This window comes from Salipaludibacillus keqinensis (assembly GCF_003226325.1).
Lineage (GTDB): Bacteria > Bacillota > Bacilli > Bacillales > Salisediminibacteriaceae > Salipaludibacillus > Salipaludibacillus keqinensis.
Map to the genome: position 1 here is coordinate 484118 of NZ_PDOD01000001.1, position 23815 is coordinate 507932.

The 23815-nt window shown below is 38.1% G+C and carries 24 protein-coding genes and 3 riboswitches; of the genes, 20 read left to right on the plus strand and 4 right to left on the minus strand.

From position 1 onward, the window contains the following. Window positions 1-132 precede the first annotated feature (132 nt). A riboswitch (purine riboswitch) is annotated at window positions 133-234 on the minus strand. Between the two features lie 220 nt (window positions 235-454). Next, complete coding sequence (locus tag CR194_RS02505) at window positions 455-982, plus strand: PTS sugar transporter subunit IIA (RefSeq protein WP_110608054.1); 528 nt, start codon at window positions 455-457, stop codon at window positions 980-982. Between the two features lie 101 nt (window positions 983-1083). On the opposite strand, the gene CR194_RS02510 is transcribed toward CR194_RS02505, so the two are convergent. The 3 genes from CR194_RS02510 to uppP all read right to left on the minus strand — a co-directional run bounded on the left by CR194_RS02510 (window position 1084) and on the right by uppP (window position 4128). After that, window positions 1084-2079 (minus strand): TIGR03943 family putative permease subunit, encoded by a 996-nt coding sequence (locus tag CR194_RS02510; RefSeq protein WP_110608055.1) that lies wholly within the window; start codon window positions 2077-2079, stop codon window positions 1084-1086. A gap of 21 nt (window positions 2080-2100) precedes the next feature. Further along, window positions 2101-3150 (minus strand): permease, encoded by a 1050-nt coding sequence (locus CR194_RS02515; RefSeq protein ID WP_110608056.1) that lies wholly within the window; start codon window positions 3148-3150, stop codon window positions 2101-2103. Window positions 3151-3297: 147 nt separating this feature from the next. Then, a complete protein-coding gene (gene uppP / locus CR194_RS02520; RefSeq protein ID WP_110608057.1) occupies window positions 3298-4128 on the minus strand; it encodes an undecaprenyl-diphosphatase UppP in 831 nt (276 codons plus the stop codon). Window positions 4129-4721: 593 nt separating this feature from the next. On the opposite strand from uppP, the gene CR194_RS02525 reads away from it, so the two are divergent. Continuing rightward, on the plus strand, window positions 4722-5339 hold the full coding sequence (locus CR194_RS02525; RefSeq protein ID WP_110608058.1) for a TlpA disulfide reductase family protein: 618 nt from the start codon (window positions 4722-4724) through the stop codon (window positions 5337-5339). A gap of 124 nt (window positions 5340-5463) precedes the next feature. On the opposite strand, the gene CR194_RS02530 is transcribed toward CR194_RS02525, so the two are convergent. Then, on the minus strand, window positions 5464-6375 hold the full coding sequence (locus tag CR194_RS02530; protein ID WP_110608059.1) for an aldo/keto reductase: 912 nt from the start codon (window positions 6373-6375) through the stop codon (window positions 5464-5466). A 194-nt stretch (window positions 6376-6569) separates the two neighbouring features. On the opposite strand from CR194_RS02530, the gene CR194_RS02535 reads away from it, so the two are divergent. From CR194_RS02535 to ribD, 18 genes are all read left to right on the plus strand, one after another. Beyond that, window positions 6570-7121, plus strand: a complete 552-nt coding sequence (locus CR194_RS02535) for an NUDIX hydrolase (RefSeq protein WP_110608060.1) — start codon at window positions 6570-6572, stop codon at window positions 7119-7121. 345 nt (window positions 7122-7466) lie between these two features. Continuing rightward, window positions 7467-8108, plus strand: a complete 642-nt coding sequence (gene spoIIM / locus CR194_RS02540; protein ID WP_110608061.1) for a stage II sporulation protein M — start codon at window positions 7467-7469, stop codon at window positions 8106-8108. A gap of 196 nt (window positions 8109-8304) precedes the next feature. Continuing rightward, window positions 8305-8739, plus strand: a complete 435-nt coding sequence (gene fur / locus CR194_RS02545) for a ferric iron uptake transcriptional regulator (protein ID WP_110608062.1) — start codon at window positions 8305-8307, stop codon at window positions 8737-8739. Between the two features lie 238 nt (window positions 8740-8977). Beyond that, entirely contained in the window at window positions 8978-9184 is a 207-nt protein-coding gene (locus CR194_RS02550) for a YqzK family protein (RefSeq protein WP_233254200.1), read from the plus strand. A gap of 77 nt (window positions 9185-9261) precedes the next feature. After that, window positions 9262-10152, plus strand: a complete 891-nt coding sequence (gene xerD / locus CR194_RS02555) for a site-specific tyrosine recombinase XerD (protein ID WP_110608064.1) — start codon at window positions 9262-9264, stop codon at window positions 10150-10152. Between the two features lie 113 nt (window positions 10153-10265). Further along, window positions 10266-11450 (plus strand): phosphopentomutase, encoded by a 1185-nt coding sequence (deoB, locus tag CR194_RS02560; protein WP_110608065.1) that lies wholly within the window; start codon window positions 10266-10268, stop codon window positions 11448-11450. An 11-nt stretch (window positions 11451-11461) separates the two neighbouring features. Continuing rightward, window positions 11462-12298 carry a purine-nucleoside phosphorylase gene (locus tag CR194_RS02565; RefSeq protein ID WP_408640717.1) on the plus strand — a complete coding sequence of 279 codons (837 nt, stop codon included), beginning with the start codon at window positions 11462-11464 and terminating at the stop codon, window positions 12296-12298. Then, entirely contained in the window at window positions 12295-13134 is an 840-nt protein-coding gene (locus CR194_RS02570) for a purine-nucleoside phosphorylase (protein WP_110608066.1), read from the plus strand. The genes CR194_RS02565 and CR194_RS02570 overlap by 4 nt, the downstream gene beginning before the upstream one ends. A gap of 15 nt (window positions 13135-13149) precedes the next feature. Continuing rightward, entirely contained in the window at window positions 13150-14451 is a 1302-nt protein-coding gene (locus CR194_RS02575) for a pyrimidine-nucleoside phosphorylase (protein ID WP_110608067.1), read from the plus strand. A 348-nt stretch (window positions 14452-14799) separates the two neighbouring features. Continuing rightward, window positions 14800-15963 carry a D-alanyl-D-alanine carboxypeptidase family protein gene (locus CR194_RS02580; RefSeq protein ID WP_110608068.1) on the plus strand — a complete coding sequence of 388 codons (1164 nt, stop codon included), beginning with the start codon at window positions 14800-14802 and terminating at the stop codon, window positions 15961-15963. 158 nt (window positions 15964-16121) lie between these two features. Continuing rightward, window positions 16122-16475, plus strand: a complete 354-nt coding sequence (gene spoIIAA / locus CR194_RS02585; protein WP_110608069.1) for an anti-sigma F factor antagonist — start codon at window positions 16122-16124, stop codon at window positions 16473-16475. Beyond that, window positions 16472-16912, plus strand: coding sequence for an anti-sigma F factor (gene spoIIAB / locus CR194_RS02590; protein WP_110608070.1), 441 nt, complete (start codon window positions 16472-16474; stop codon window positions 16910-16912). The genes spoIIAA and spoIIAB overlap by 4 nt, the downstream gene beginning before the upstream one ends. Before the next feature lie 11 nt (window positions 16913-16923). Then, window positions 16924-17682 carry an RNA polymerase sporulation sigma factor SigF gene (gene sigF, locus CR194_RS02595; RefSeq protein ID WP_110608071.1) on the plus strand — a complete coding sequence of 253 codons (759 nt, stop codon included), beginning with the start codon at window positions 16924-16926 and terminating at the stop codon, window positions 17680-17682. Window positions 17683-17781: 99 nt separating this feature from the next. Next, on the plus strand, window positions 17782-18360 hold the full coding sequence (locus CR194_RS02600; protein ID WP_233254201.1) for a stage V sporulation protein AE: 579 nt from the start codon (window positions 17782-17784) through the stop codon (window positions 18358-18360). After that, a complete protein-coding gene (locus tag CR194_RS02605; RefSeq protein WP_110608073.1) occupies window positions 18344-19825 on the plus strand; it encodes a spore germination protein in 1482 nt (493 codons plus the stop codon). The genes CR194_RS02600 and CR194_RS02605 overlap by 17 nt, the downstream gene beginning before the upstream one ends. A 94-nt stretch (window positions 19826-19919) precedes the next feature. After that, window positions 19920-20097, plus strand: a riboswitch (Lysine riboswitch). A 115-nt stretch (window positions 20098-20212) separates the two neighbouring features. Further along, window positions 20213-21550, plus strand: coding sequence for a diaminopimelate decarboxylase (gene lysA / locus CR194_RS02610; protein ID WP_110608074.1), 1338 nt, complete (start codon window positions 20213-20215; stop codon window positions 21548-21550). 227 nt (window positions 21551-21777) lie between these two features. Continuing rightward, window positions 21778-22212, plus strand: a complete 435-nt coding sequence (locus tag CR194_RS02615; RefSeq protein WP_110608075.1) for a peptidylprolyl isomerase — start codon at window positions 21778-21780, stop codon at window positions 22210-22212. Between the two features lie 92 nt (window positions 22213-22304). Next, window positions 22305-22450, plus strand: a riboswitch (FMN riboswitch). A gap of 275 nt (window positions 22451-22725) precedes the next feature. After that, window positions 22726-23814: a bifunctional diaminohydroxyphosphoribosylaminopyrimidine deaminase/5-amino-6-(5-phosphoribosylamino)uracil reductase RibD gene (gene ribD / locus CR194_RS02620; protein WP_110608076.1), complete on the plus strand. Its 1089-nt coding sequence runs from the start codon at window positions 22726-22728 to the stop codon at window positions 23812-23814. The last annotated feature ends 1 nt before the right edge of the window (window position 23815 follow it).

Consider the following 23815-nt stretch of genomic DNA (forward strand, 5'->3'; position numbering starts at 1 on the left):
CACAAAAAAACTCAGAATCATGTTCACGCTTTTTTAGACGAGTGAACAAAATCCCGAGTTTCATGACGAATTAAATAGGGAAGAATATTATACATAACATCAATGAAATTTCGCAGACTAATGGTATGTACACTTCTATATTTTGTCACTCGTAGTCAAACGATTTAAGGTCGTCCGGTAGAGACTCGTGAGCCATATTCTCACAGTTATACGAGTGTATGAATTTGTGATTAAGATGTCATGATTATATCATATTGAATAGACATATCAATAGTTTTCCGAATGAAATTATCTTTATGATCTATATTGTGCGTGTTTTACGATTGTCAGCTAAGAAATGATACAAATTTATGACAATTGATTGAGATGGTTTACAATGCACCTGATTTTGTTTAAACTATTTCTTGTTGTGGAACATGTACATACAAGATAAAAAAAAGAAGGGTGATTGAAAATGTTAAAAAAATTGTTTGGTCTAGATAAGAAAGAATCAAAGCAAGTAGAAATGCCTGAAGCTGATGGCAAAGATATTTTAGCCAGTCCTGCATCTGGAGAAGTTGTATCATTGTCTGAAGTACCAGACCCCACTTTTGCTGAAAAAATGATGGGAGATGGTGTAGCTATTAAGCCATCTGAAGGTTTGATCGTTTCTCCGGTTCATGGTGAAATCATGCAACTTTTTCCTACGAAACATGCAGTGGGGATTAAAACAGTTAATGGAATTGAAATCCTTATTCACATCGGTATTGAAACAGTGAATATGCAAGGTGAAGGATTCGAAGCTTTTGTGAAAGAAGGAGATAAAGTAGCAAAAGGTGATCAGTTGATCAAATTCGATATGAATTTAGTCAACGAAAAAGCTGAGAGTACCATTACTCCAGTTATCATTACTAACGGAGATGCGGTTAGTAGTATTGAGAAACAAGAGAATCAACAGGTTACAGCTGGTGAGACAACTGTAATGACTGTAAATAGTAAATAAATAAAAAAGCTGCCAAAGAGCAGCTTTTTTATTTATTTGTAGGAAAGAAAGGAGATTCATTTAGGTTAACTTTTTTCATTTCCACATGCGCTTTTCTGAAATTAATAGCTAGGGTAAACGTACGGACTAGCAGGTTCTTCTATCTCTTGAATGAAAGCATCGGTTATTTTCGGAACGCTTTGGCCATGATAGTCTCCTCTTTCAATGGTTCCACTCGCTAAGATCCAAGTATCATCGTCAAATTGAGATGCCTCTTCAGATTCGATTAATGTGCCGTATACAGAAGCATCGGCCGTACAACATGTCATTGAAAACCTTGCAGCAACCACTTGATCCTCTTCAAAATCAGGTTCGCGATAAGCGAAACCCATTATTTCGATTTCTTTCCCAATAAAATCATCTAGATAAAGATCTAATACAGTCATGACATCTAAATAGTTTTTTTCTGTCACTTGAACGTGATCTTCTTCCAACATCTCTTCAGCTAATTCGATATAGTATTCGTCAAACCACTCTTCGTCATAAAGATCTTCTATTTGATAGTGATCTTCTTCCTCTATATCACTTTGGTTTGAAGAGGCGCCTAAAGATTCCATGTACTCGTCAGGGTCTTCCAAATATGCTTCTGCACGAGAGGTTCCTTCGTTCTCCTCAGTTTCAGCTTTTTCTTTCGAGCTTTGACTACCATGTTCAGCTATTTCGGAATTAGTTGATATACCTGAACCGAACTGAATGCCTCGATTAGCTGCTACAGAGCTGTCAAGACCACGATCAGGGAAAGAAAATCCTAAAACTACCGGTAAAATGAAAATGCTGTAAATACCTATTTGCAACCATAGAGGGCCTCTAATTTGATGTTCATGTTCGCAGTTACATGATGTGTGTGCATGATCATCTTCTTTTTTCGTACTACGAAAAACTTGAACAATCCCCAATAAAAAGAAGGTACCTAATGCGAAATAGATAAAAGGCATCATCGTCGGTGCTATATAGTAAACAATGTTTCCTGACAAAATTAAGCCAAGGATGAGAAGAGCAAAGCCAATCAGAATAACTCCTTGAATAAAGGCGTGAAAGGATTGGTCATAAATTTTCAAGTTGTTCAACTCCTTTAAACGTTATAAAATCAAACCGAACAATATTAATACGGAGAAGAAAACGACAAATGTTACGGTGATCATGAAAGCTATGACAAATCTTGCTTTAAAAAAAGCAAAAAGCATAAACGTGTTTTTTAAATCTAACATGGGACCATATACAAGAAAGGCAACTAGTGATGAGTCCGTAAATTGATTTCCAAACGAAGAGGCGACAAAGGCATCTGCTTCAGAACATAAAGATAATAAATAAGCAAAAACCATCATAACTAAAGTGGATGAATATTCGTTAGACCCGATCGTTTCGAGCAAACTTCGATCAAGAAACGTTTGGAATAACGCAGCGATGAATGCACCTAATATTAAATACTTCCCCATCATAAAAAATTCATCTACAGCATGATAAAGTGTATCTCTTACACGAGTACCAACCGTTGGCTTAGTGCTTTGATGATCCATTGCACCATCAATATGGACATGGTGGCTTGCCAGAGATAAATTGGCAGTACGCCTTAGCTGATGAGGTTGCTTTCTAAATATACTGTAAAGGATAGCTCCGATCATGATTGATAGAACGAAAGCCAAGCCCATTCTAGAATAAAGGATCGTTGGATTATTACGAAATGCAAAATATGTAGAAGCAAATACGACCGGATTCAAGATCGGTGCAGCAACTAAAAAAACGACTCCAACGTGTAAAGGCATTCCTTTTTTTATTAATCGTCGAACGACAGGGACAATAGCACACTCACATAAAGGAATGATAGCTCCGAGCAAGGCAGCAGGTACCAAGGCCGCGATAGCATTCTTAGGTAAAAACCGTTGAATAGTTTCTTCAGATACATACATTTGAATTAGAGCAGAAATGAAAACACCTAATAAAATAAATGGGATCGCCTCGATTACAATGCTGAGGAAAATAGTGTTTACATTCATCCATGCATTAGGAATGGCTTCTATTTGATTGCTTGTACTGATTTGCTCACTAAATAAAAACAAAATGAGAAATAAAAAGAGAAGACCAAGACCTAATAAATCTTTTCCGATAAGTTTTCCTTTATGGTTATTCATCATTTACTCCTGACCTTATCTGCTTAAAATAATTAATTCCGCTGCGATAATTCTAGCAAATAGGGGACAGCTAGTAAATCGAATTTTAGTAGTTGTAATAAGGTTGAAATAAAAGTCAGTAGACTCTTGGTCTACTGACTTAAGTGGCTAAACATCCATAACAGTGTCAGGATCGATCATAGTGTAGACTAAGAGGGCTAAAACAAAGCAATAAATGGCAAAGTAAATTAACTTACTCTTCTTTAAGAAATCAATGAGCCAGATAATCCCCAAGATAGAAAAGAAAAAAGTAACTACAAAAGAAACAAATAAATTTAAAGGTCCGATGTAGGTAAGCATCTCAGCAGAAAAATCATCCAACGCAAGTACACTAGAACCCAAGATAACAGGGATAGCTAATAAAAATGAGTAACGAACGGCTGTTTCTCTATCTAATCCTCTTAACAAAGAGACTACTAGAGTTGACCCAGAGCGAGAGATACCCGGAATAACAGCCAAAGTCTGGCCGAGACCTACAATAATAGCATCCAAGAAAGTCATTGATTTCTCATTTTTATCACCAGTTTTATGAAATCTTTCAATGAATATCAAGGCAAAACCGGTCACTGTTAAAGCGCCTGCAATCATACCTGGAGTTTTCAGGCCTTCTCCCATTGTGTCAGTTAACAATTTTCCTAAAACACCTGTGATTGCTGTGGCGACGAGGATATAAATTCCGAAGTAAAACTGAACTCGATCTTCTTTCGATTGCTTAAAAATAAATTTGAAGAATCCTTGAATGACATTCCATAAGTCTCTCCAAAAATACATAATGACTGCTAAAACTGAAGCAAGGTGAAGATATATTTCAAAAGCAAGTCCAGGAAATGTGTATCCAAATAATAATTGCGTAATAACGATGTGTGCAGTACTAGAAACAGGCAAGAATTCTGTAATTCCTTGAATGATTCCAAAAATGATAGCTTCAAATAACGTCAACGTAATCTTCCTCTCCAAAATAGTTGTAAAATGGTAAATAGTTTTCTATTAAAGGTCTATTCAGAACCAACTAATCTATACCATTTTTCATTTTAACAAAGTTCTATGAAATAGAATATGTTTTATTTACAAGTAGCTAAGTATTGCACTAATACCTTTTCTTACATGGACTAATCTCCTTCAATTGCTCAATTTATCTAAAGGATCATCGTTCGAGAGGGAATGAAACATTTACAATTCTTGTATTTGTTGTGGGGGCTACCTTGAAGATCCAATTGCGATGTTGTGGTATTCTGGGAGCACATGGAGAAAAGTGATCCCTTTTAGGGCAACAAACTATTCGAAAAAACATCAAGGAGAACTTTGAACAAAACAAAGTCCTTTATCAACATGATAAAAATGTCATATAATAATACGTAATGGTTAATCTAAATGGTGCAAAAATATTTTAATCATCATTTATAGTGAATACCTTGATAAGCAAAGGAATTTAGACGGTTAAATCATATTTTCTGGGAAGTTCCTTTAATGTATGCTATAATCCGTGGAACACGCTTCCATCTAGTTATATTTGTAAATAAAGGGAGGCCTATATGAACGGGAAAAGACTGTTAACTATTGCTATTTTTCTTTTAGCTGTTGGATTAGGGAGTTATGTTGTATATGAAGAACAGAAGCAAAAAAGTGCCGACGAAAATCAACGTTTGCTAGATGAATACTTAGAGAACGATGGTATCGAACAAGAACTAGATACGGCATCGGTACAAGTTGGGGATCAGGCAAGAGACTTTAATCTTCCACAAGCAGAGGGGAATGACACACTTACTTTATCAAACATGGAGGGCAAGTATGTTGTGTTAAATATGTGGGCATCCTGGTGTCCACCATGTCGCGATGAAATGCCTGACTTCATAAATTTTTATGAAGAGTATAAAGATGATGGCGTAGAAGTAGTCGGTATAAATATGACAACCCAAGAGAGAAATCTAGATGTTGTACAACAATTTATTGATGATTTCGATATTCCATTTCACACCGTTCTTGACGAAGACGGAGAGATTTTAGATGGGTATGAAGTCAGGCACATGCCAACGACTCTAATCATTGGACCTGATGGGAAAGTTGCTATGAGAAGACCAGGATTCATTAATTACGATATGTTAGAAGACTCTTACCTAGAAATTAAACAAGACTATGAAAACAGAAGCTAAATAAACCAAGGACCGACTCAATTGTTGATTGAGTCGGTCCTTTAATTGTATTTAAAGTCATTTCTTTTCACTCAAATCAATCTGTTCCTAAGTTTGTATGAATGATTAATACAAGCTTTTTGTATTATCGGTGTTTATCATATACTGAAAGTTTAACGATCGACTGGATTTCCTTTACTAATTCGTCTGAGAGTTGAACGGCATTTGCAGATTGTACGTTGTCTTTCAATTGTGAGGACTGGCTTGCTCCAGTAATGGCAGTAGCTACAGCCGGTTGATCTATGACATACCTTAGAGCCATTTGTTGCAAAGTCATTCCTTGTTCAAGGGCCAAAGATTTTAATTGAGGTAACACTTGAGTAAGCTCAGTTTCTGAATAGGATAAATAGCCGTCTGAATGTAATTTTCTTTGAAATTGATCTGTTAGTAAGCCTTTAGCGACAGGACCACGTGCTATGATTGAAAGGCCATGTTTATCAAACATAGAGAACCATTCTTCGGGACGGCGGTCTAGTAAACTGTATTGCATCATCACACTAACCATATTTGATTTTTCGGCAAATTGTTTAATGACATTTGGTCGTATCGAAGAAATGCCGTAGTATCGGATCGTTCCTTCCTGACTCAACTCTTCAAAAGTTTCAATAACTTCATCAATCGGATCATCAATGGTTCCACCATGTAGCTGGTAGAGATCTAAATAATCCACATTCAATCGCCGTAGAGAATTTTTCAAGGCTTCTTTTAAGTATTTTTTTCTTGGGTTCCATTGCCATCCATCGATGCCATCTCCCCATTCATTTCCACCTTTAGATGATAGGAGGATTTGATCTCTCTTTCCTTTCAAAGCTTTACCTACAGATTCTTCATTAAATCCAAACTGATACAAATCGGCAGTATCAAAAAAATTAACACCACGATCCAATGCCTCGTGAATAATATCTTGATTGGCTGAATGGTCATCTGATAAAGACATACATCCTAAGCCAATTTCTGAAACGTATAAGTCAGATGTACCTAATCGATTTTTTTTCATAGAATCACCTCCTTGTTCCTTTACCCATAACTGGCAATAGATATTCTTACAATATGATTTTCGAAAAAATAGTAGACACAGGTTTCAATATGGAGTCCTGCGGTAATAAACGGAATGATAGTGTTTAACATAATATTAAAAGAACCTTTATGATGCTTTAAATATATTATTTCGAAAAAATTGGAGGAAGTATAATGAATAAGAAATTTGAAGAAAAAACAACGAGAAAGAAATCAATCTTCAAGGGCAAGATCATAGATTTAGATGTTCATGAAGTATTGTTACCGAATGGTAAAGAGAGTAAAAGGGAAATCATTGAACACCCGGGGGCTGTTGCTATAATTACGTTTACACCGGAAGGAAAGTTAATTTTAGTGAAACAATATCGAAAAGCTTTAGAAAAAGCTATTGCTGAGATTCCTGCAGGAAAGTTGGAGAAAGGTGAAGATCCCCTTGAGTGTGCGAAACGAGAATTGGAAGAAGAGACCGGTGTGAAAGCCAGAGACTGGTCAAAATTGAATTCCTTTTATACTAGTCCTGGGTTTGCTAACGAAATCGTACATGTTTATTTGGCTGAAGGATTAGAAGTAGGAATAGAGAACACAGACGAAGACGAATTTGTTGAAAGAGTAGATGTCACGTTAGAAGAAGCGAATCAAATGATTTTAACAGGAGAAATTCATGATGCTAAAACCATATATGCTGTCCAATATTGGCAACTAAGACAATTAAGAGCTTTTCATTAATCTAGCGATTGGTGTCATAGTAAAAAAATCGTATAGTCTATTAAATAATAATGGGTTTGTCGTTAGCTGCGGGTTAAAACATTTTACCCACACTAATTTGTGGAAACAGAAACCTCTAACACTACTGCTTCTATCTTTGTTAGTTTCATTCTGAAGTTATTTGCGTCGAAACAATTCGAAGCCTAAAAATGAGATACAATAACACGCTACTGATGTTTCATTTCACGTCGGCTGTTATAGGAAATTTAATCTGAACGAATTGCACTTTTCTACTCATAGTTTTCACTCTCATTTCATAGACTCTGATAGAGAAAGAATCAGATGATAGAAATGAGGGACGTGAATATGAGCAAGCCACATTTCAAAAGAAATAAACTGCTTAATCACTTAGAGGACCATCGGGCTGGATACATCTTTACATCTGTTTTATTAATCGTAGGAGTCATTTTTGGAGCAATCATTGTTAATAGCATGAGTTTCACACAAAAAAATGATCTATACGCTTATTTAACGTTGTTTTTTAATGAAGTTGAAAAAGGAGAATTTGCTCATTCAAAAGAGATATTTACGCAAAGCTTTGCTTACTACAGTAAAATGCTAGGCTTTATTTGGATCCTCGGGCTATCAGTCATAGGCTTGCCCGTTGTATTTATACTTGTGTTTATTAAAGGACTGATGGTTGGTTTTACAGTCGGATTTCTTGTCGATCAAATGGGGTTTGAAGGTTTTCTTTTTGCTTTTTCGGCTGTTTTTCCACAGAATATTTTATTGATTCCAATGTTCATTATTGTAGCCTCTACAGCCACATCTTTTTCCATCCTTATATGGAGACAGGTGATCAGGAGAAGTCATCAACCCATTTTCCCTCATTTTCTTTCATACACTGTATTTATATTGTTAATAGGGGGATTATTAGTTATTGTCTCTGCCTTTGAAGCTTTCGTTACTCCAGTTGTTATGCAATTTGTCGTTGAAAAGATGATTTAATTATAATTATTACTATTTAATATTTATTATAAAATCATCTTTGTAACAATTCTCATTTGACACACTTTTTTCTCGAAGAGTATAATAGACGAAGAATAAAACAACTTCCTTAATCATTATCTCAGAATGAATGGTTCTATAAACTCGGTTTGGGAGTGTCAGTGGAAATCGATAAGTTAGTTGTAGGGGGAAAACGATGGAACAAAGAATTGAACGTATCAAGAAGCAATTGCATTCGCAAAGTTATAAATTAACACCTCAACGTGAAGCAACCGTTCGAGTTCTCCTTGAGCACGAAGATGATCACCTTAGTGCAGAAGATGTCTATATGCTTGTGAAAGAAAAATATCCTGAAATTGGGTTGGCTACAGTATATCGCACACTTGAACTATTAACTGAACTAAAAGTTGTTGATAAAATAAATTTTGGTGATGGTGTTTCAAGATATGACTTGCGACAAGAAGGTGCTGCACACTTCCATCATCATCTCGTATGTATTGAATGTGGTGCTGTTGACGAAATCCAAGAAGACTTATTGGAAGATGTAGAGAAGGTCGTGGAACACAGGTGGAACTTTACTATTAAAGATCATCGGTTGACCTTTCACGGTATTTGCCATCGATGTAAATGATCCGTTGCTAATCAACTTCTATAAATATAAAGCACTTACGATTAATAAGGTACACCCCAACTGTTAGATGCTGTCTAACAGTTGGGGTGTATCTTTGTTTAAGTAGGCGCTTTTCTTTGTTTAATGGATCGTTTAAATTTCATGTATAGATTCTAAGAGAGTGGACATATCCTTTATTAACTAGAGGACAGATTGTAAATGAGGGGAAGCAATGAGAAATATTTATCGATTTTTTCAAATGATATGGCTTTTTTTCTTGTTCATGGGGTGCACGCTTGTTTTTTATTATGGTATTCTATGGGTGAGCGACGAATACAAAGAGTATCACAGATATGATGAACCCCACGGTAGATCGATGAAAGTCATTTCTCCATCGAATGTAGAAGAACCGAAGGAAATGGAAGCTTTCGAACGTTTACGCCTTTTTTTTGTGGAGGGTGAATAGCTAAGCCTGTTCGTATAGAATGCTGTTTTAACCATTCAACTGGCACTACTGGGAGAATTGAAAGGTGGAATTGAAGTTTGAGAGAAGAATTGAAAGCGTTTATTCATTATTTAATTGTTGAAAAAGGATTAGCTCAAAATTCTACAAAGGCTTATGAAAGAGATTTACAAGCTTATCTCATATACTTAGAAAAAGTAGAAGGAATAGAAGACTTTGATAAAGTAAAGAAGTCAAACATCCTTCATTTTTTACATCACTTAAATGATTTAGGTAGAGCTAGTGCATCTATGTCGAGAATGCTTTCGTCTATTCGGTCGTTCCATCAGTTTTTAATTCGGGAGGCGTTCATTTCTCACGATCCGTCTTTACATATAGAAATGCCAAGACCGGATAAGACTCTACCTAAGATTCTTTCAACAACAGAAGTTGAAGCGCTGCTTGAAGCAGCTAGTGGTAGTTCCCCACTCGGACTAAGAAATAAAGCGATGTTTGAATTGCTTTATGCAACTGGTGTGCGTGTGAGTGAGCTTTGTGGTTTGAAACTTGCAGATGTACATTTGCAAATGGGATTCATTCGTTGTTTAGGTAAAGGAAATAAAGAACGTATTATTCCTTTAGGTCAATTAGCAGGAGAAGCGTTGGAAACTTATTTGCAAGAAAGCCGTCCAATCTTATCGAGAAAACAAAAACATGATGTTCTATTTGTAAATCATCATGGACGATCGTTAAGCAGACAAGGGTTTTGGAAAGTTTTACAACAATTATCTCAAGACGCTCGAATTGAGAAAAAAGTGACTCCGCACACGTTAAGACATTCGTTCGCTACTCATTTATTAGAAAATGGAGCTGATTTAAGAGCTGTTCAAGAGATGCTAGGACATGCAGATATATCAACTACACAGATTTATACTCACGTTACAAAGGTAAGAATGAAAGAAGTTTATTCGCAATATCATCCAAGGGCTTAACTTTATTGCAAGTATAGATGTCTGACCTCAGACATCAAAGGGGTTTTCGAGTTACTCATTTAGATTAGGGTATAGTATGAAAAAGATGCAATGTAAATTTAAGGAGGACGAACATGAACACCGAAAAATTCAAACGTATATTTTTAATTGTTATGGATTCAGTCGGAATTGGAGAAGCACCAGATGCAAAAGAATTTAATGATGAAGGGGCAGACACATTAGGCCATATTGCAAAAGTGATGAAAGGCCTGAAAATGCCACATTTAGATCAACTTGGATTAACGCAAGTCAAGCAGTATGAAGGCGGTCAGCAAGTCAAAGATCCTAAAGGTTTTTTCGGAAAAATGGAAGAAGCTTCAGTAGGCAAGGATACTATGACCGGCCATTGGGAGATTATGGGTCTTCATATCGATCAACCGTTTAGAACGTTTCCAGATGGATTTCCATCAGAACTTATTCAAGAGATTGAAGCGAAAACTGGACGCAAAGTATTAGGGAACAAACCAGCCTCTGGCACAGAAATATTGGATGAATTAGGAGAAGAACACGTAAAAACAGGAGACTTGATAGTTTACACGTCAGCGGATTCCGTTCTGCAAATTGCCGCTCACGAGGAAGTCATCCCAGCTAGTGAACTTTGGGATATTTGTGAAATGGCTCGTGAACTAACATTGGATGAAAAGTACATGGTGGGACGTGTGATTGCTAGACCGTTTGTAGGAACACCAGGAAATTGGGAACGAACACCTAATCGTCATGATTATGCTTTAAAGCCATTTGGCAGAACCGTAATGAATGAGTTGAAAGACGGAGGGTTTGATTCAATAGCTATCGGCAAAATCTCGGACATTTATGATGGAGAAGGGATTACCCAATCGTTGAGAACAACTTCGAATATGGATGGTATGGACAAGCTGAATGAAACGGTGTCAATGGATTTTAGAGGGTTAAGTTTTCTTAACTTGGTAGATTTTGATGCGAAATTTGGGCATAGAAGGGATCCGATTGGATACGGAAAAGCCCTTGAAGAATTTGATGCACGGCTGCCAGAAGTAATCGACCATTTAAACGATGACGATTTGTTAATTATTACAGCTGATCATGGAAATGATCCAATTCACCCCGGAACGGACCATACAAGGGAATATGTTCCTCTACTCGTATTTAATAAACAGCTCTCACCTGGAAAGTCATTAGGTACAAGAAAAACATTCGCAGATATCGGGGCAACTGTTGCAGACAACTTTAATGTGAAGCTTCCTGAGTTTGGAAAAAGTTTCTTAAAAGAATTGAAATAGGAGATGATGACATGATTAGTAACATTATGATTACTGAAGCAAAACAATTTATAGAAAAGAAGATTTCAGAAAAGCCCACGATCGGACTTATTCTCGGATCTGGATTAGGCGTCCTAGCAGATGAAATTCAAAATTCTGTACGACTTCCTTACAATGAAATACCGGGTTTTCCTACATCTACGGTTGCTGGTCACAAAGGACAGTTAGTGATAGGTGAATTAGAAGGGAAAACAGTCGTGGCCATGCAGGGACGCTTTCACTATTATGAAGGGTACTCCATGGACTTGGTTACGTTGCCAGTAAGAGTAATGAAAGCTATAGGTGTGGAACAATTAATCGTTACAAACGCCGCAGGGGGCATTAATGAAGAGTACAAACCTGGGGATTTGATGATCATTACAGACCACTTGAATATGTTCGGTACAAATCCTTTAATTGGGACTAATGATGACCAGTTAGGAGTAAGATTTCCAGATATGTCTCAAGCTTATACAAAAGACCTGAATGATTTAGCTAAACAAGTTGCCGCAGAGATTCAATTAAATGTAAAAGAAGGAGTATATGTAGGAAATACTGGTCCTACATATGAAACGCCTGCTGAAATAAGAATGCTTCGCACGTTAGGTGGCGATGCAGTTGGAATGTCCACAGTACCTGAAGTGATCGTTGCACGTCACAGCGAAATGAACGTATTGGGCATTTCGTGTATTTCAAATATGGCGGCTGGAATTTTAGACCAACCTCTAACTCACGACGAAGTAATGGAAACAACGGAGCAAGTTCGAGCTGATTTCCTTCAGTTTGTTAAACAAATCGTTGAAAAAATGCCTAAAGAGGTTTCAAAATGATTACTGCCGAAATGATTCAAGAGTCTGCCAAATGGATTGAAGATAAAATCGAGGCTCAACCGAGTGTAGGACTGATTCTAGGATCTGGGTTAGGGGATTTAGCAGATGAAATAGAAAATCCCGTTTGCCTTTCTTACAAAGATATACCTCATTTCCCGTCCTCGACTGTAACAGGCCACAAGGGACAATTGGTCATAGGTTTATTAGAAGGACATACCGTGATGGCTATGCAAGGAAGGTTCCATTACTATGAAGGCTATTCCATGCAAGAGGTCACATTTCCAGTACGTGTAATGAAAGAATTGGGGTGTGATAGTTTAATCGTAACCAACGCTTGTGGCGGTATGAACAAGAATTATCAGCCTGGTGATCTAATGATTATAGAAGATCATATTAATTTCACAGGAGCAAACCCTCTAATTGGTGAAAATTTGGATGACTATGGTCCGAGGTTTCCTGATATGAGTCAAACATATACACCTGAGTTAAGGGAACATGCCCTAGAAGCAGCAAAAGCGGTTGGGCAAACAGTGCAACGAGGAGTTTATGCTGCCATCAGTGGCCCCACTTACATGTCAGGTGCAGAATTGATTATGCTTCGTAAACTGGGTGGTGACGTTGTGGGGATGTCCACAGTACCAGAAGCGATGGTAGCAAGTCATATGTCAATGAATATATTAGGGATCTCTTGCATTACCGATATGGCCATTGGAGAAGCTATCGAAGGAATCACACATGAAGAAGTAATGGAAGTAGCAGCGAAAGCCAAACCTAGATTCAAAATGTTGGTTCGACAAGTGTTAAAAACTGGAAGGAACGAACTGTGGAACAGATAAAAGGGGGAAGAAGCAATGAGAATGGTCGATTTAATTGAAAAGAAAAGAAACGGAAAATCTCATTCAAAAGAAGAAATCGAATTTATTATAGACGGATATTCTAATGATACCATTCCAGATTATCAAATTAGTGCGTGGGCAATGGCAATTTACTTTCAAGATATGAATCAACAAGAGCGGGCTTTCTTAACAGATGCTATCGTCCAATCTGGTGATACGATTGACTTGTCTGCTATTGAAGGAGTAAAAGTAGATAAACACTCAACAGGTGGAGTTGGTGATACAACCACATTAGTTCTCGCGCCACTAGTTGCAAGCTTAGGAGTTCCTGTAGCTAAAATGAGCGGACGGGGGCTAGGTCATACAGGTGGGACAATTGATAAATTAGAAGCTATACCGGGGTTTAGTGTCGAGATTAGTAATCAGCAATTCATTGATTTAGTGAATACAAACAAAGCTGCGGTCATCGGTCAAACTCAGAATTTAACTCCTGCCGATAAAAAGTTATATGGATTGAGAGATGTTACAGCGACCGTGAATTCTATCCCGCTTATAGCAAGTTCTATTATGAGTAAAAAAATTGCTTCAGGTGCTGATGCCATAGTGTTAGATGTGAAGACAGGGGCAGGAGCATTTATGAAGGAACTTTCAGAATCAAAAGAGTTAGCTGAGGCGATGGTAAGGATCGGAAATAATTTGGGACGTCAAACATCGGCCGTTATTTCGGATATGAGCCAACCTCTTGGTTTCATGATCGGGAATGCATTAGAAGTAAAAGAAGCGATAGATACATTGAAAGGTCATGGTCCAGAAGACTTAACAGAACTTTGCATGACGTTAGGGAGCCATATGGTCGTTCTTGCTAATAAAGCAAGTACATTGACTGAGGCAAGAGAGCTCCTTCAAGAAGCTATATCTTCTGGTAAAGCGTTAGAACAGTTTAAAGTGTTTATCGAATCGCAAAATGGTGACTCTTCTGTAATAGATGAGCCTGAAAAGTTACCGCAAGCTAAGTACAAAGTAGATGTTTTAGCCGAAAGCGAAGGCTATATTTCCGGTATTGTTGCAGATCAAATTGGAACTGCAGCTATGCTCCTAGGCGCCGGTCGGGCGACTAAAACGTCAGAAATTGACTTAGCCGTTGGTATTGAATTACGAAAGAAAATAGGCGATAAAGTTCAAAAAGGTGAGCCGTTAGTTACCATCTATGCAAACAATCAAGATGTAGATGCTTCAAAGCAAAAGATAGTAGCATCTTACGAAATCTCATCGGAAAAAGTAGACGTTCCTCCATTAGTCTATGATGTTATTTCTTAAACATTGATTCATTCATACAATAAGAGTTGGTCTTGCTTTCAAAGCAGGGCCAACTTTTTTTCTTGTAGTTAAATAATATTATTGAGCACTCTGTGGCTATCTGTTCAGTAAAAGGTGAAGAGGGAGAATCACGGATAAAAAACGTCTTAAAAAGCGGTAAAATGAAGTGTTGTTAGCTCTGAGGGTCAGAAGCTACAGTTGTATTAGACTAAGTTGAAAAATAAGCTAGGACCGTAATCGAGTGTTTATGAAGAGCGGTCCTTTTTATTATTGGAAGAGGAGAATAACGTGCTAATACATTGGAGAGAATAGAGAGAACTTAGTTTGACATTAACGGGAGGGATAACAATGAAAAATATAATTATTTTGTGCTTAATGGGCTTTTTCTTCATAGGACAAGTACCAGTTGCACATGCGATGGAAGAAAACCTTGATTTTGCTGATGCAGCTACCTCAGCTATTTTAATGGAGAGAGATACGGGAACTTTGCTTTTTGAAAAAAATAGTAACGAAAGTCTTCCCCCAGCCAGCATGACGAAAATCATGACTATGCTTTTAATCATGGAAGCTATTGAAAATGGAAATCTGTCTTGGGATGATAGTGTAAGAACAAGTGAAAGAGCTGCTTCTATGGGAGGATCTCAAATTTTTCTTGAACCTGGAGAGGAAATGACGGTGAAAGAAATGATGAAAGGAATTGCGATTGCCTCAGGAAACGACGCATCTGTAGCGATGGCAGAGCATTTAGCAGGAACTGAAAATGAATTCGTCAAGCTAATGAATGAAAAAGCATTAGAGTTAGGTTTGAAAAATACAAATTTCGTGAATTCAAATGGTCTTCCAGCAGATAATCATTATTCGTCTGCTTATGATTTGGCGATCATTGCGAAAGAATTATTGCGTCATGAGGCGATCACTGAGTTCACCAGTCTATACGAAGATTATTTGAGAGAAGGAACGAAAGAACCTTTTTGGCTTGTAAATACAAATAAACTTGTGAAATTTTATCCCGGGGTAGACGGATTGAAAACAGGGTATACGAACGAAGCTAAATATTGTTTGACTGCAAGTGCCAACAAAGATGGAATGAGAATGGTTGCCGTGATCATGGGAGCTCCCTCTCCTAAAGAGAGGAACCGCCAAATAACAGAATTGTTTGATTACGCTTATAGTCAATACCAATTGCATACGCGATATCATACGTCTGATATCTTAGGAACAGTGAAAATAGATAAAGGAAGTCAACCTGTCGTCCAAGTAATTCCTGAAGAACCGATTTCAATTTTGCTAAAGAAAGGGGAGGAAGTTGAAGGGATAACAGAAACGATGACACTAAATAGAAATGTGAAAGCTCCTGTGCAACGAGGCGATCAAGTGGGTACAATGACAATGGAAAAAGATGGAAAGGAAGTCATAAACAAAGCTTTGATTGCCTCCGAAAGCGTTCCAGAAGCCTCTTTATGGGAGTTAATGAAGCGAACAAGATCAATTATGTTTGGTGATGCCTCGTAAAATAATCACGAATATAAACTGCTTTTGGCGAATGTCCACTAGTTTTGTTTTGAAGCAGGAAAAGAGATGATTCAAAAGGAATTAGTTGAGCGTATCCAATGTTTTCCGTGGAGAGGGAAACTGGAGAGAATAGAATTTACAAGAAGGAGTGAAACGTAGTGAGTTTATTAATCGACTTGGAGAAAAAGGAAGAAGTATTATGTGTTCGTCTTGTCGGAGAATTAGATCATCACACAGCTATGAAGTTACGAGAACGTGTCGATGCTGCCTTAAATGAACATCATTTAACACATGTGCTTATGAATTTAGAAAAACTAACATTTATGGATAGTTCAGGTCTTGGAGTGGTTCTAGGCAGGTATAAGAAAGTGCAGTCTGTGGGAGGAGAAATGGTTATATGCTGTATTTCCCCCCAAGTGAAACGTTTATTTGAACTCTCTGGATTATTTAAGATCGTCACCTTCACCTCTAATGAAAGGGAAGCACTTATGAGTTTGGGGGTGGCTTCATGAAAAACAGAATGGAACTTTCATTTTTAGCAGTAAGCGCAAACGAGTCTTTTGCCAGAGTTTCCGTAGGGGCATTTGTTACTCAATTAGACCCTACTATGGACGAGTTAACAGAAATTAAAACCGTTGTCAGTGAGGCTGTAACGAATGCGATTATTCACGGCTATGGTGAAACAGATGAAGGATTCGTTCATATTGAGGTGGAGCTAATTGACGGCACTGTCTATCTCATTATTCGAGATGACGGGCATGGAATCGTAAACCTTGACGAAGCACGTCAACCCCTTTATACTTCCAAACCGGAATTAGAGCGAAGCGGCATGGGCTTTACAATTATGGAGAATTTCATGGATAACATAGAAGTTGAATCGGAACCAATGACTGGAACGACTGTGACATTGGTGAAACGTCTCTCGAAGCAAAAAGCATTATGCAATTAAGAGGCAGAACGATGACAAAGGTTGATTATAGAAAAGAAAAGAAGAAACACTTACATGATGATGAAGTAAAGCAACTAATAGAGTTGGCACAAAAGGGCGACCGTAAAGCTAGAGATCGAATTGTTCAGCACAATACTAGACTTGTTTGGTCTGTCGTGCAACGCTTTTTGAATCGAGGATACGATCAAGAAGACTTATTTCAAATTGGTTGCATTGGTTTGATCAAATCAGTAGATAAATTCGATTTAAGTTATGAAGTTAAATTTTCCACCTATGCTGTTCCGATGATAATTGGTGAAATACAAAGGTTTCTAAGAGATGATGGAACTGTGAAAGTAAGCCGGTCTATTAAGGAGACGGCAAACCATATTCGGAAGATGAATGATGAATTATCTAAAACGTTAGGAAGAGTTCCGACGGTTCAAGAGATTGCTAGTAAATTGGATTTGTCTCCTGAGGAAGTGGTTTTTGCTCAAGAGGCTAACAGACAGTTAGCATCCATTCATGAAACGGTTTATGAAAATGATGGAGACCCTATCACAATATTAGATCAAATTTCTGCTCAAGAAGACGTAAAGTGGTTTGATAAGATCGCTTTAAGGGATGAAATTGAAAAGCTTAACGAGCGGGAAAAGTTAATTATTTATCTACGATACTATAAAGACCAAACTCAATCACAAGTAGCTGAAAGGCTAGGAATTTCACAAGTTCAAGTGTCTCGACTAGAAAAGAAAATACTAGTTCAGTTAAGGGAGCAACTCAACGATTAATGTTGAGTTGTTTTTTGTATGGTTTCGAGTCCTTTCACTCATACTAAGATCGTCTACAAATGACCAATTGCTTGAGATGATAGAAAAAAGGGTGAAATGATGAAAGGAAAGAAAAAAGTCATTTTCGTAACGGATGGCGATGAAACAGCAGCTCATGCTGTAAAAGCTGCTTCAGAAACACTAGGGTGTTATTTTCTTACCTTGTCGCAAGGGAATCCATCTCCAGTGGATGCTAAAGGGCTTATTAAAAAAATCAAGGAAGCGACACTTGAACCAGTTGTATTATTATTTGATGACGCTGGTTGTCCAGGGATAGGTCAAGGAGAGCAAAAGATGACTGAGGTAGCGAAATCACCAGAAATCTTTTTGATTGGTGTGGTCGCAGTAGCAGCTCATTCATATGTGAACGATTGGACGAAAGTCCACCTTTGTGTGGATCGTCAAGGAAAATTGACCGAGTATGGAGTCGATAAAGAAGGGTTTGAAGAAGTGGAAACGGGACGAATTCGAGGTGATACGGTGGATTGTTTAGATATAAATGAGATTCCAATCATTATTGGAATAGGGGATGTAGGAAAAATGGGAGGATACGATGCATTAGAAAAAGGAGCACCAGTGACAAAGAAAGCTTTAACAGTAATATTGGAAAGGAGCGGTCTCCGTGAGCCACCAAAATGATGAAACTAAGATTGACCATCCTATTTCAAGGGATATCCATGAAAATGAAAGAATAATAAAAGAGCGCGTGGGTATTGGAAAAAGTTTCGATGTAGATGTTCGGAAAATATATGTTTTTGATAAGGAAATACAGTTTTACTTTGTCAATGGTCTATGCGACATTCAGTATATTATTGAGTTATTGAAAGAGTTAATGTTTTTGGATGCCACTGAGCGTAAGCGTTACAACCTAAAAGATCAAGTAGTTAACCGACTAACCCATGTCCAGGTGGAAGAAGTAGATACCTTAGATGAAGCTATTAAACAAATGTTATCTGGGTTAATCTTTATTCTTATTGAAGGCGAACCGAGAGCGATCGTGGTAGATGTCAGAAGCTATCCTGGAAGAGGTCCTGAAGAACCTGATACAGAACGGGTCGTTAGAGGGAGCCGAGATGGATATACAGAAAATATCATAGAAAATACAGCATTAACAAGAAGAAGAATTCGCGATGAGCGCTTAAGAAATGAAATTATGCAAATAGGAAGGCGCTCCAAGACAGATATAAGCTTATCATATATAGAAGGGGTAGCTGACTCAAAGCTTGTAGAAATCGTAAGAAAAGAACTTGAAACTATTGATATTGATGGATTAACGATGGCAGATAAAGTAGTCGAAGAATTTGTAGTAAAACAAGGAATGAATCCTTTTCCAATGGTCCGTTATACGGAAAGGCCAGATGTGGCAGCAACACATTTATTAGAAGGGCATGTCATCTTATTTGTGGATGCCTCACCAAGTGTGATTATCTTTCCTACAACTCTTTTTCATCATGTGCAACATGCTGAGGAATATAGACAAGCCCCTATTATAGGTACTTTTTTCCGCTGGGTAAGATTTTCTGGGATGCTGTTTTCCCTTTTAATTTTACCTCTATGGCTACTCATGGTACAAGAACCATCGTTACTGCCGGACAATTTAGATTTTATAGGACCAGAAGAAGACTCTAATGTCCCTATATTTATCCAGATTATATTAGCTGAATTGGGAATCGAGCTGTTAAGAATGGCAGCGATTCATACACCATCACCATTAGCTACAGCTTTAGGCCTTGTAGCCGCATTGTTAATTGGTGAAATTGCTATTGAAGTAGGGTTATTTGTACCAGAAGTTATTTTGTATGTTGCGGTAGGTGCGATAGGTATGTTCGCAACACCTAGTTATGAAATGGCTGTAGCATTAAAGATGCTTCGATTCGTTCTAATATTGTCCGTGGCGCTATTTAACGTTCCTGGATTTATGATAGCTGCCACGATTATGTTTATCATGTTAGTGAGAACGACTACACTGAATGCCCCTTATTTATGGCCATTCTTGCCGTTTTATCCAAAAGCGTTTATGGACATTCTAATCCGTCAACCTATCCCAATCAAACGGAAAAGACCTAGTATCGTCCACCCTGAAGATTCAATTAAACAAAGTTAATCCGCAAGGGATTAGTCAAAGGAAAGAAGGTAGTTGCAACATCAAAAAGAGTATGGTATTGTTTAAAAAACAATTTCAAATGAGTTAATAACTCAAAATAGGTAGAGGTGCAAAAAGAATGAGTACAAAGTTTGAGCTTAGGAAGCGTTGAAGACTTTGGAAAGGTCGATTTGCCGAAGCGACTGGAGAATTCCTAACTTTTGTCTGCTGGGGAGTGGTTGAAAAAACGGCTCACTGTCACTACACTTTGTAGTGGAGCACTAACCTAATGGATAGACTTGATTTAAGTTGACCAAAAGGGAAATGAGTGTGATTCACATTCATTTCCCTTTTGTACTTTCAAGATCACAGAACCGTTCAAGCATGGCTTTGAGGAGTGGATAACAAATGGGTTTATATGGTACTAGTAAAATTAATAATGAAGGTCATTTAACCATTGGCGGAGTTGATACGGTCACACTTGCCAACGAATATGGGACACCTTTATACGTATACGATGTGAAAGACATCCGAAACAAAGCGAGAGAGTTTCAACAAGCTTTTGAATATCATCAAGTTAATTATCAAGTAGCATACGCAGGTAAAGCTTTTAGTTGTATTGCTATGATTGAATTGGCTGACGAACTTGGACTAAGTTTGGATGTGTGTTCTGGCGGAGAACTGTTTACAGCTCTGCAAGCAGGGTTTCCAGTAGAAAGAATTCATTTTCATGGAAATAACAAAACCCCAGATGAAATTGAAATGGCTGTAAAAGAAAATATTGGTTGCATTGTAGTTGATAATTTCACTGAATTATCTTGGCTTATGAATATGACTGAATCCATGAACACAGATATGGACGTGTTAATTCGAATCACACCAGGTGTAGAAGCACATACTCATGATTACATTTCTACAGGACAAGAAGATTCAAAGTTTGGTTTTGACTTAAATAGCGGTCAAGCTAAAAAAGCAATTACGATGATTTTGACACATACTCATTTAAATCTTAAAGGCGTTCATTCTCATATTGGCTCTCAGATTTTCAAAGCTGAAGGGTTTGAGGAAGCGGTCAAAGCTATTTATCAGTCATTAGCACAATGGAAACAAGAATTAGATTACTACCCAGAAGTGTTGAATTTAGGCGGTGGCTTCGGAATTCGATACGGGGTGAATGATCATCCCCTCCCGTTACACGAATATATTGATAAAATGGTTTTAGCAGCAAAAGCTGAATCTGCGAAATTAAATATGCCCGTACCAGAAATATGGATTGAACCGGGAAGGGCCTTGGTCGGTGAAGCTGGGACGACTCTATATCGTATTGGATCTAGAAAAGATATCCCAGACTTAAGAACCTATATTTCTGTCGACGGTGGAATGACAGATAATATACGTCCTGCTTTGTATCAAGCAGAATACGAGGCGATTATTGCAAATAAAGCGGATCACAAGAAGACAGAAGTCGTTTCTATTGCAGGGAAATGTTGTGAGAGTGGTGATATGCTTATATGGGATCTTTCATTGCCTCCAGCACTGCAAGGAGATTTTCTAGCTGTGTCATCTACAGGAGCCTACGGGTACTCAATGGCTAATAATTACAACCGAATTTTGCGTCCCGCTGTTGTATTTGTAGAGGATGGCGAGCATACATGTGTTATCGACAGAGAATCTTTCCAAGATTTAACAAGGAGAGAACGTTCGTATTCACGTTTAAACACAAGAAAAAATGTCACACAAGCGTGAAGGATAATCAAGTTTTTAGAAGGAATTAGGGCAATGAATTTGGAGTCTTATGCGGATGACAAAGCAAGCTTAGACCCCTAGAGATGAGTTAGAACGAGACTGTTCTGAAACTACAAAGATTCGGGAAGTAGACTCTATCTATTGAGCGCCCTAGTTTCCTTCTTTTCTCACTTAGTGTAAAATAAGTGAGGTGTACATATTAAAAAACATTTAGGAGGTAATGACACATGAAAAAAGGTGAAATTACGTTTGAGACAGGTGAAAAAGTAGTTATTGAATTTTATCCTGATGAAGCACCAGGAACAGTGGCAAACTTTGAAAAATTGGCTAATGAAGGTTTTTACAACGGTTTATCTTTTCACCGTGTGATTCCTGGATTTGTTGCACAAGGTGGTTGCCCTAATGGAACAGGTACGGGGGGGCCTGGTTACACAATTAAATGTGAAACAAAAGGAAATCCTCACAAGCATGAGAAAGGCAGTCTCTCTATGGCACACGCTGGTAAAGACACAGGTGGAAGTCAATTTTTCCTTGTGTTCGAACCTCAACCTCATCTTGATGGTGTTCATACTGTGTTCGGTAAAGTTATTGAAGGCATTGATGCTGTGGACCGTATTCGCCAAGGAGATATTATGCAAGAAGTCAAGGTATATGAAGAGTAAAACTTTTACCCGAGGAGCTATTCTTCGGGTTTTTTTGAGCAAATATAAACGCATTTGGAAGCTCTTGTGATATAATAAACAAAACGAATAAACCGTTCCTTCGGGGTAGGGTGAAATTCCCAACCGGCGGTGATGAGGCAAGGCCTCTTAGTCCGTGACCCGTTGCTTGATTTCAAGTGACGGTGGATTTGGTGAAACTCCAAAGCCGACAGTAAAGTCTGGATGGGAGAAGGATATGACGGTTGAAGAGGGTAATGTCAAAGGGACAAGTGTGTCTTCACTTCTAATGCTTTTCTTTGCAACTTCTTCTTCGAGAGACACCTCTATTGTTTGTTGTGTTCTCGCATGAAGGTAAAGGACCCTTTTCTGCACAAATCATATTCTGCAACTATGTCCTGAAGGGTGTTTTCCTTCAGGCTTTTTATTTTGGCTATTAAAACTCTTGCAGATCTTGTTAGTCTTTTTAGAGCCCGCGTATAATAGAGGTTTATCCGTTTAGAAGAGGAGGGTTCAATGAGGAATCAGTATATGGAATTAGCTATTCAAATGGCAAAACAGACAATAGGACAAACAGCACCGAACCCCGTTGTTGGATGTATCATCGTCAAAAACGGTGAAATTGTTGGGTTAGGGGCCCACTTAAAAGCGGGTGAACCTCATGCTGAGCGACATGCGATTCATATGGCAGACGACAAAGCTAAAGAGGCGACTATGTATGTCACATTAGAACCTTGCTCTCATTATGGTCGAACACCTCCGTGCGCTGATGCAGTTGTTGAAGCTGGTCTAGCCAAAGTTGTCATTGCATCAACAGATCCTAATCCACAAGTATCAGGTCAAGGGATTTCCAAACTGAAACAAGCTGGAATCGAGGTTGAGGTAGGTGTCATGAAAGAAGAAGCAGATGCCTTAAATGAGATATTCTTTCATTATATGACCACGTCAAAACCTTATGTAACATTGAAATCAGCAACAAGTATAGATGGAAAGATTGCCACGTCATTAGGTGAAAGTCAGTGGATTACTGGAGAAGAAGCGAGAAGAGATGGTCATTATTTAAGGCGAGAACATGATGCGATTCTTGTAGGGGTAGACACTGTCATACAAGATAACCCTTCTTTAACTACAAGGTTGGAAGAGGGAGGCAAGAACCCCATTCGAGTCATTTTGGATAGAACGCTTCGTACTCCTTTAACATCAAAGGTGCTTACAGATCAAAAGGCACCAACTTGGATTGTCACTACAGAAGCGGCGCCATTAAATCGTATCAAGGAGATGGAGAAAAGAGGAGTGGAGATCCTTGTTATGAGTGATGAAACGATCTCAATTTCTCCCATGCTGAAAGTATTGGCTGAATGGAAAATTACCTCTCTCCTAGTTGAAGGTGGGGGAAGAGTCAATGACAGTTTTCTTCGATCTGGTCAGTTTCAACGATTAATCAAGTATATGGCTCCCATGCTGATTGGTGGGGAAATGGCCAAGTCTTCATTTTCAGGCGAAGGAATTGGCCGATTAGTTGACGCTCCTAAACTCCGATTACAATCAATGGAACCTCTAGGAGATGACGTAAAACTAGTTTTTCACAAAGAGAGGATTGATTGAG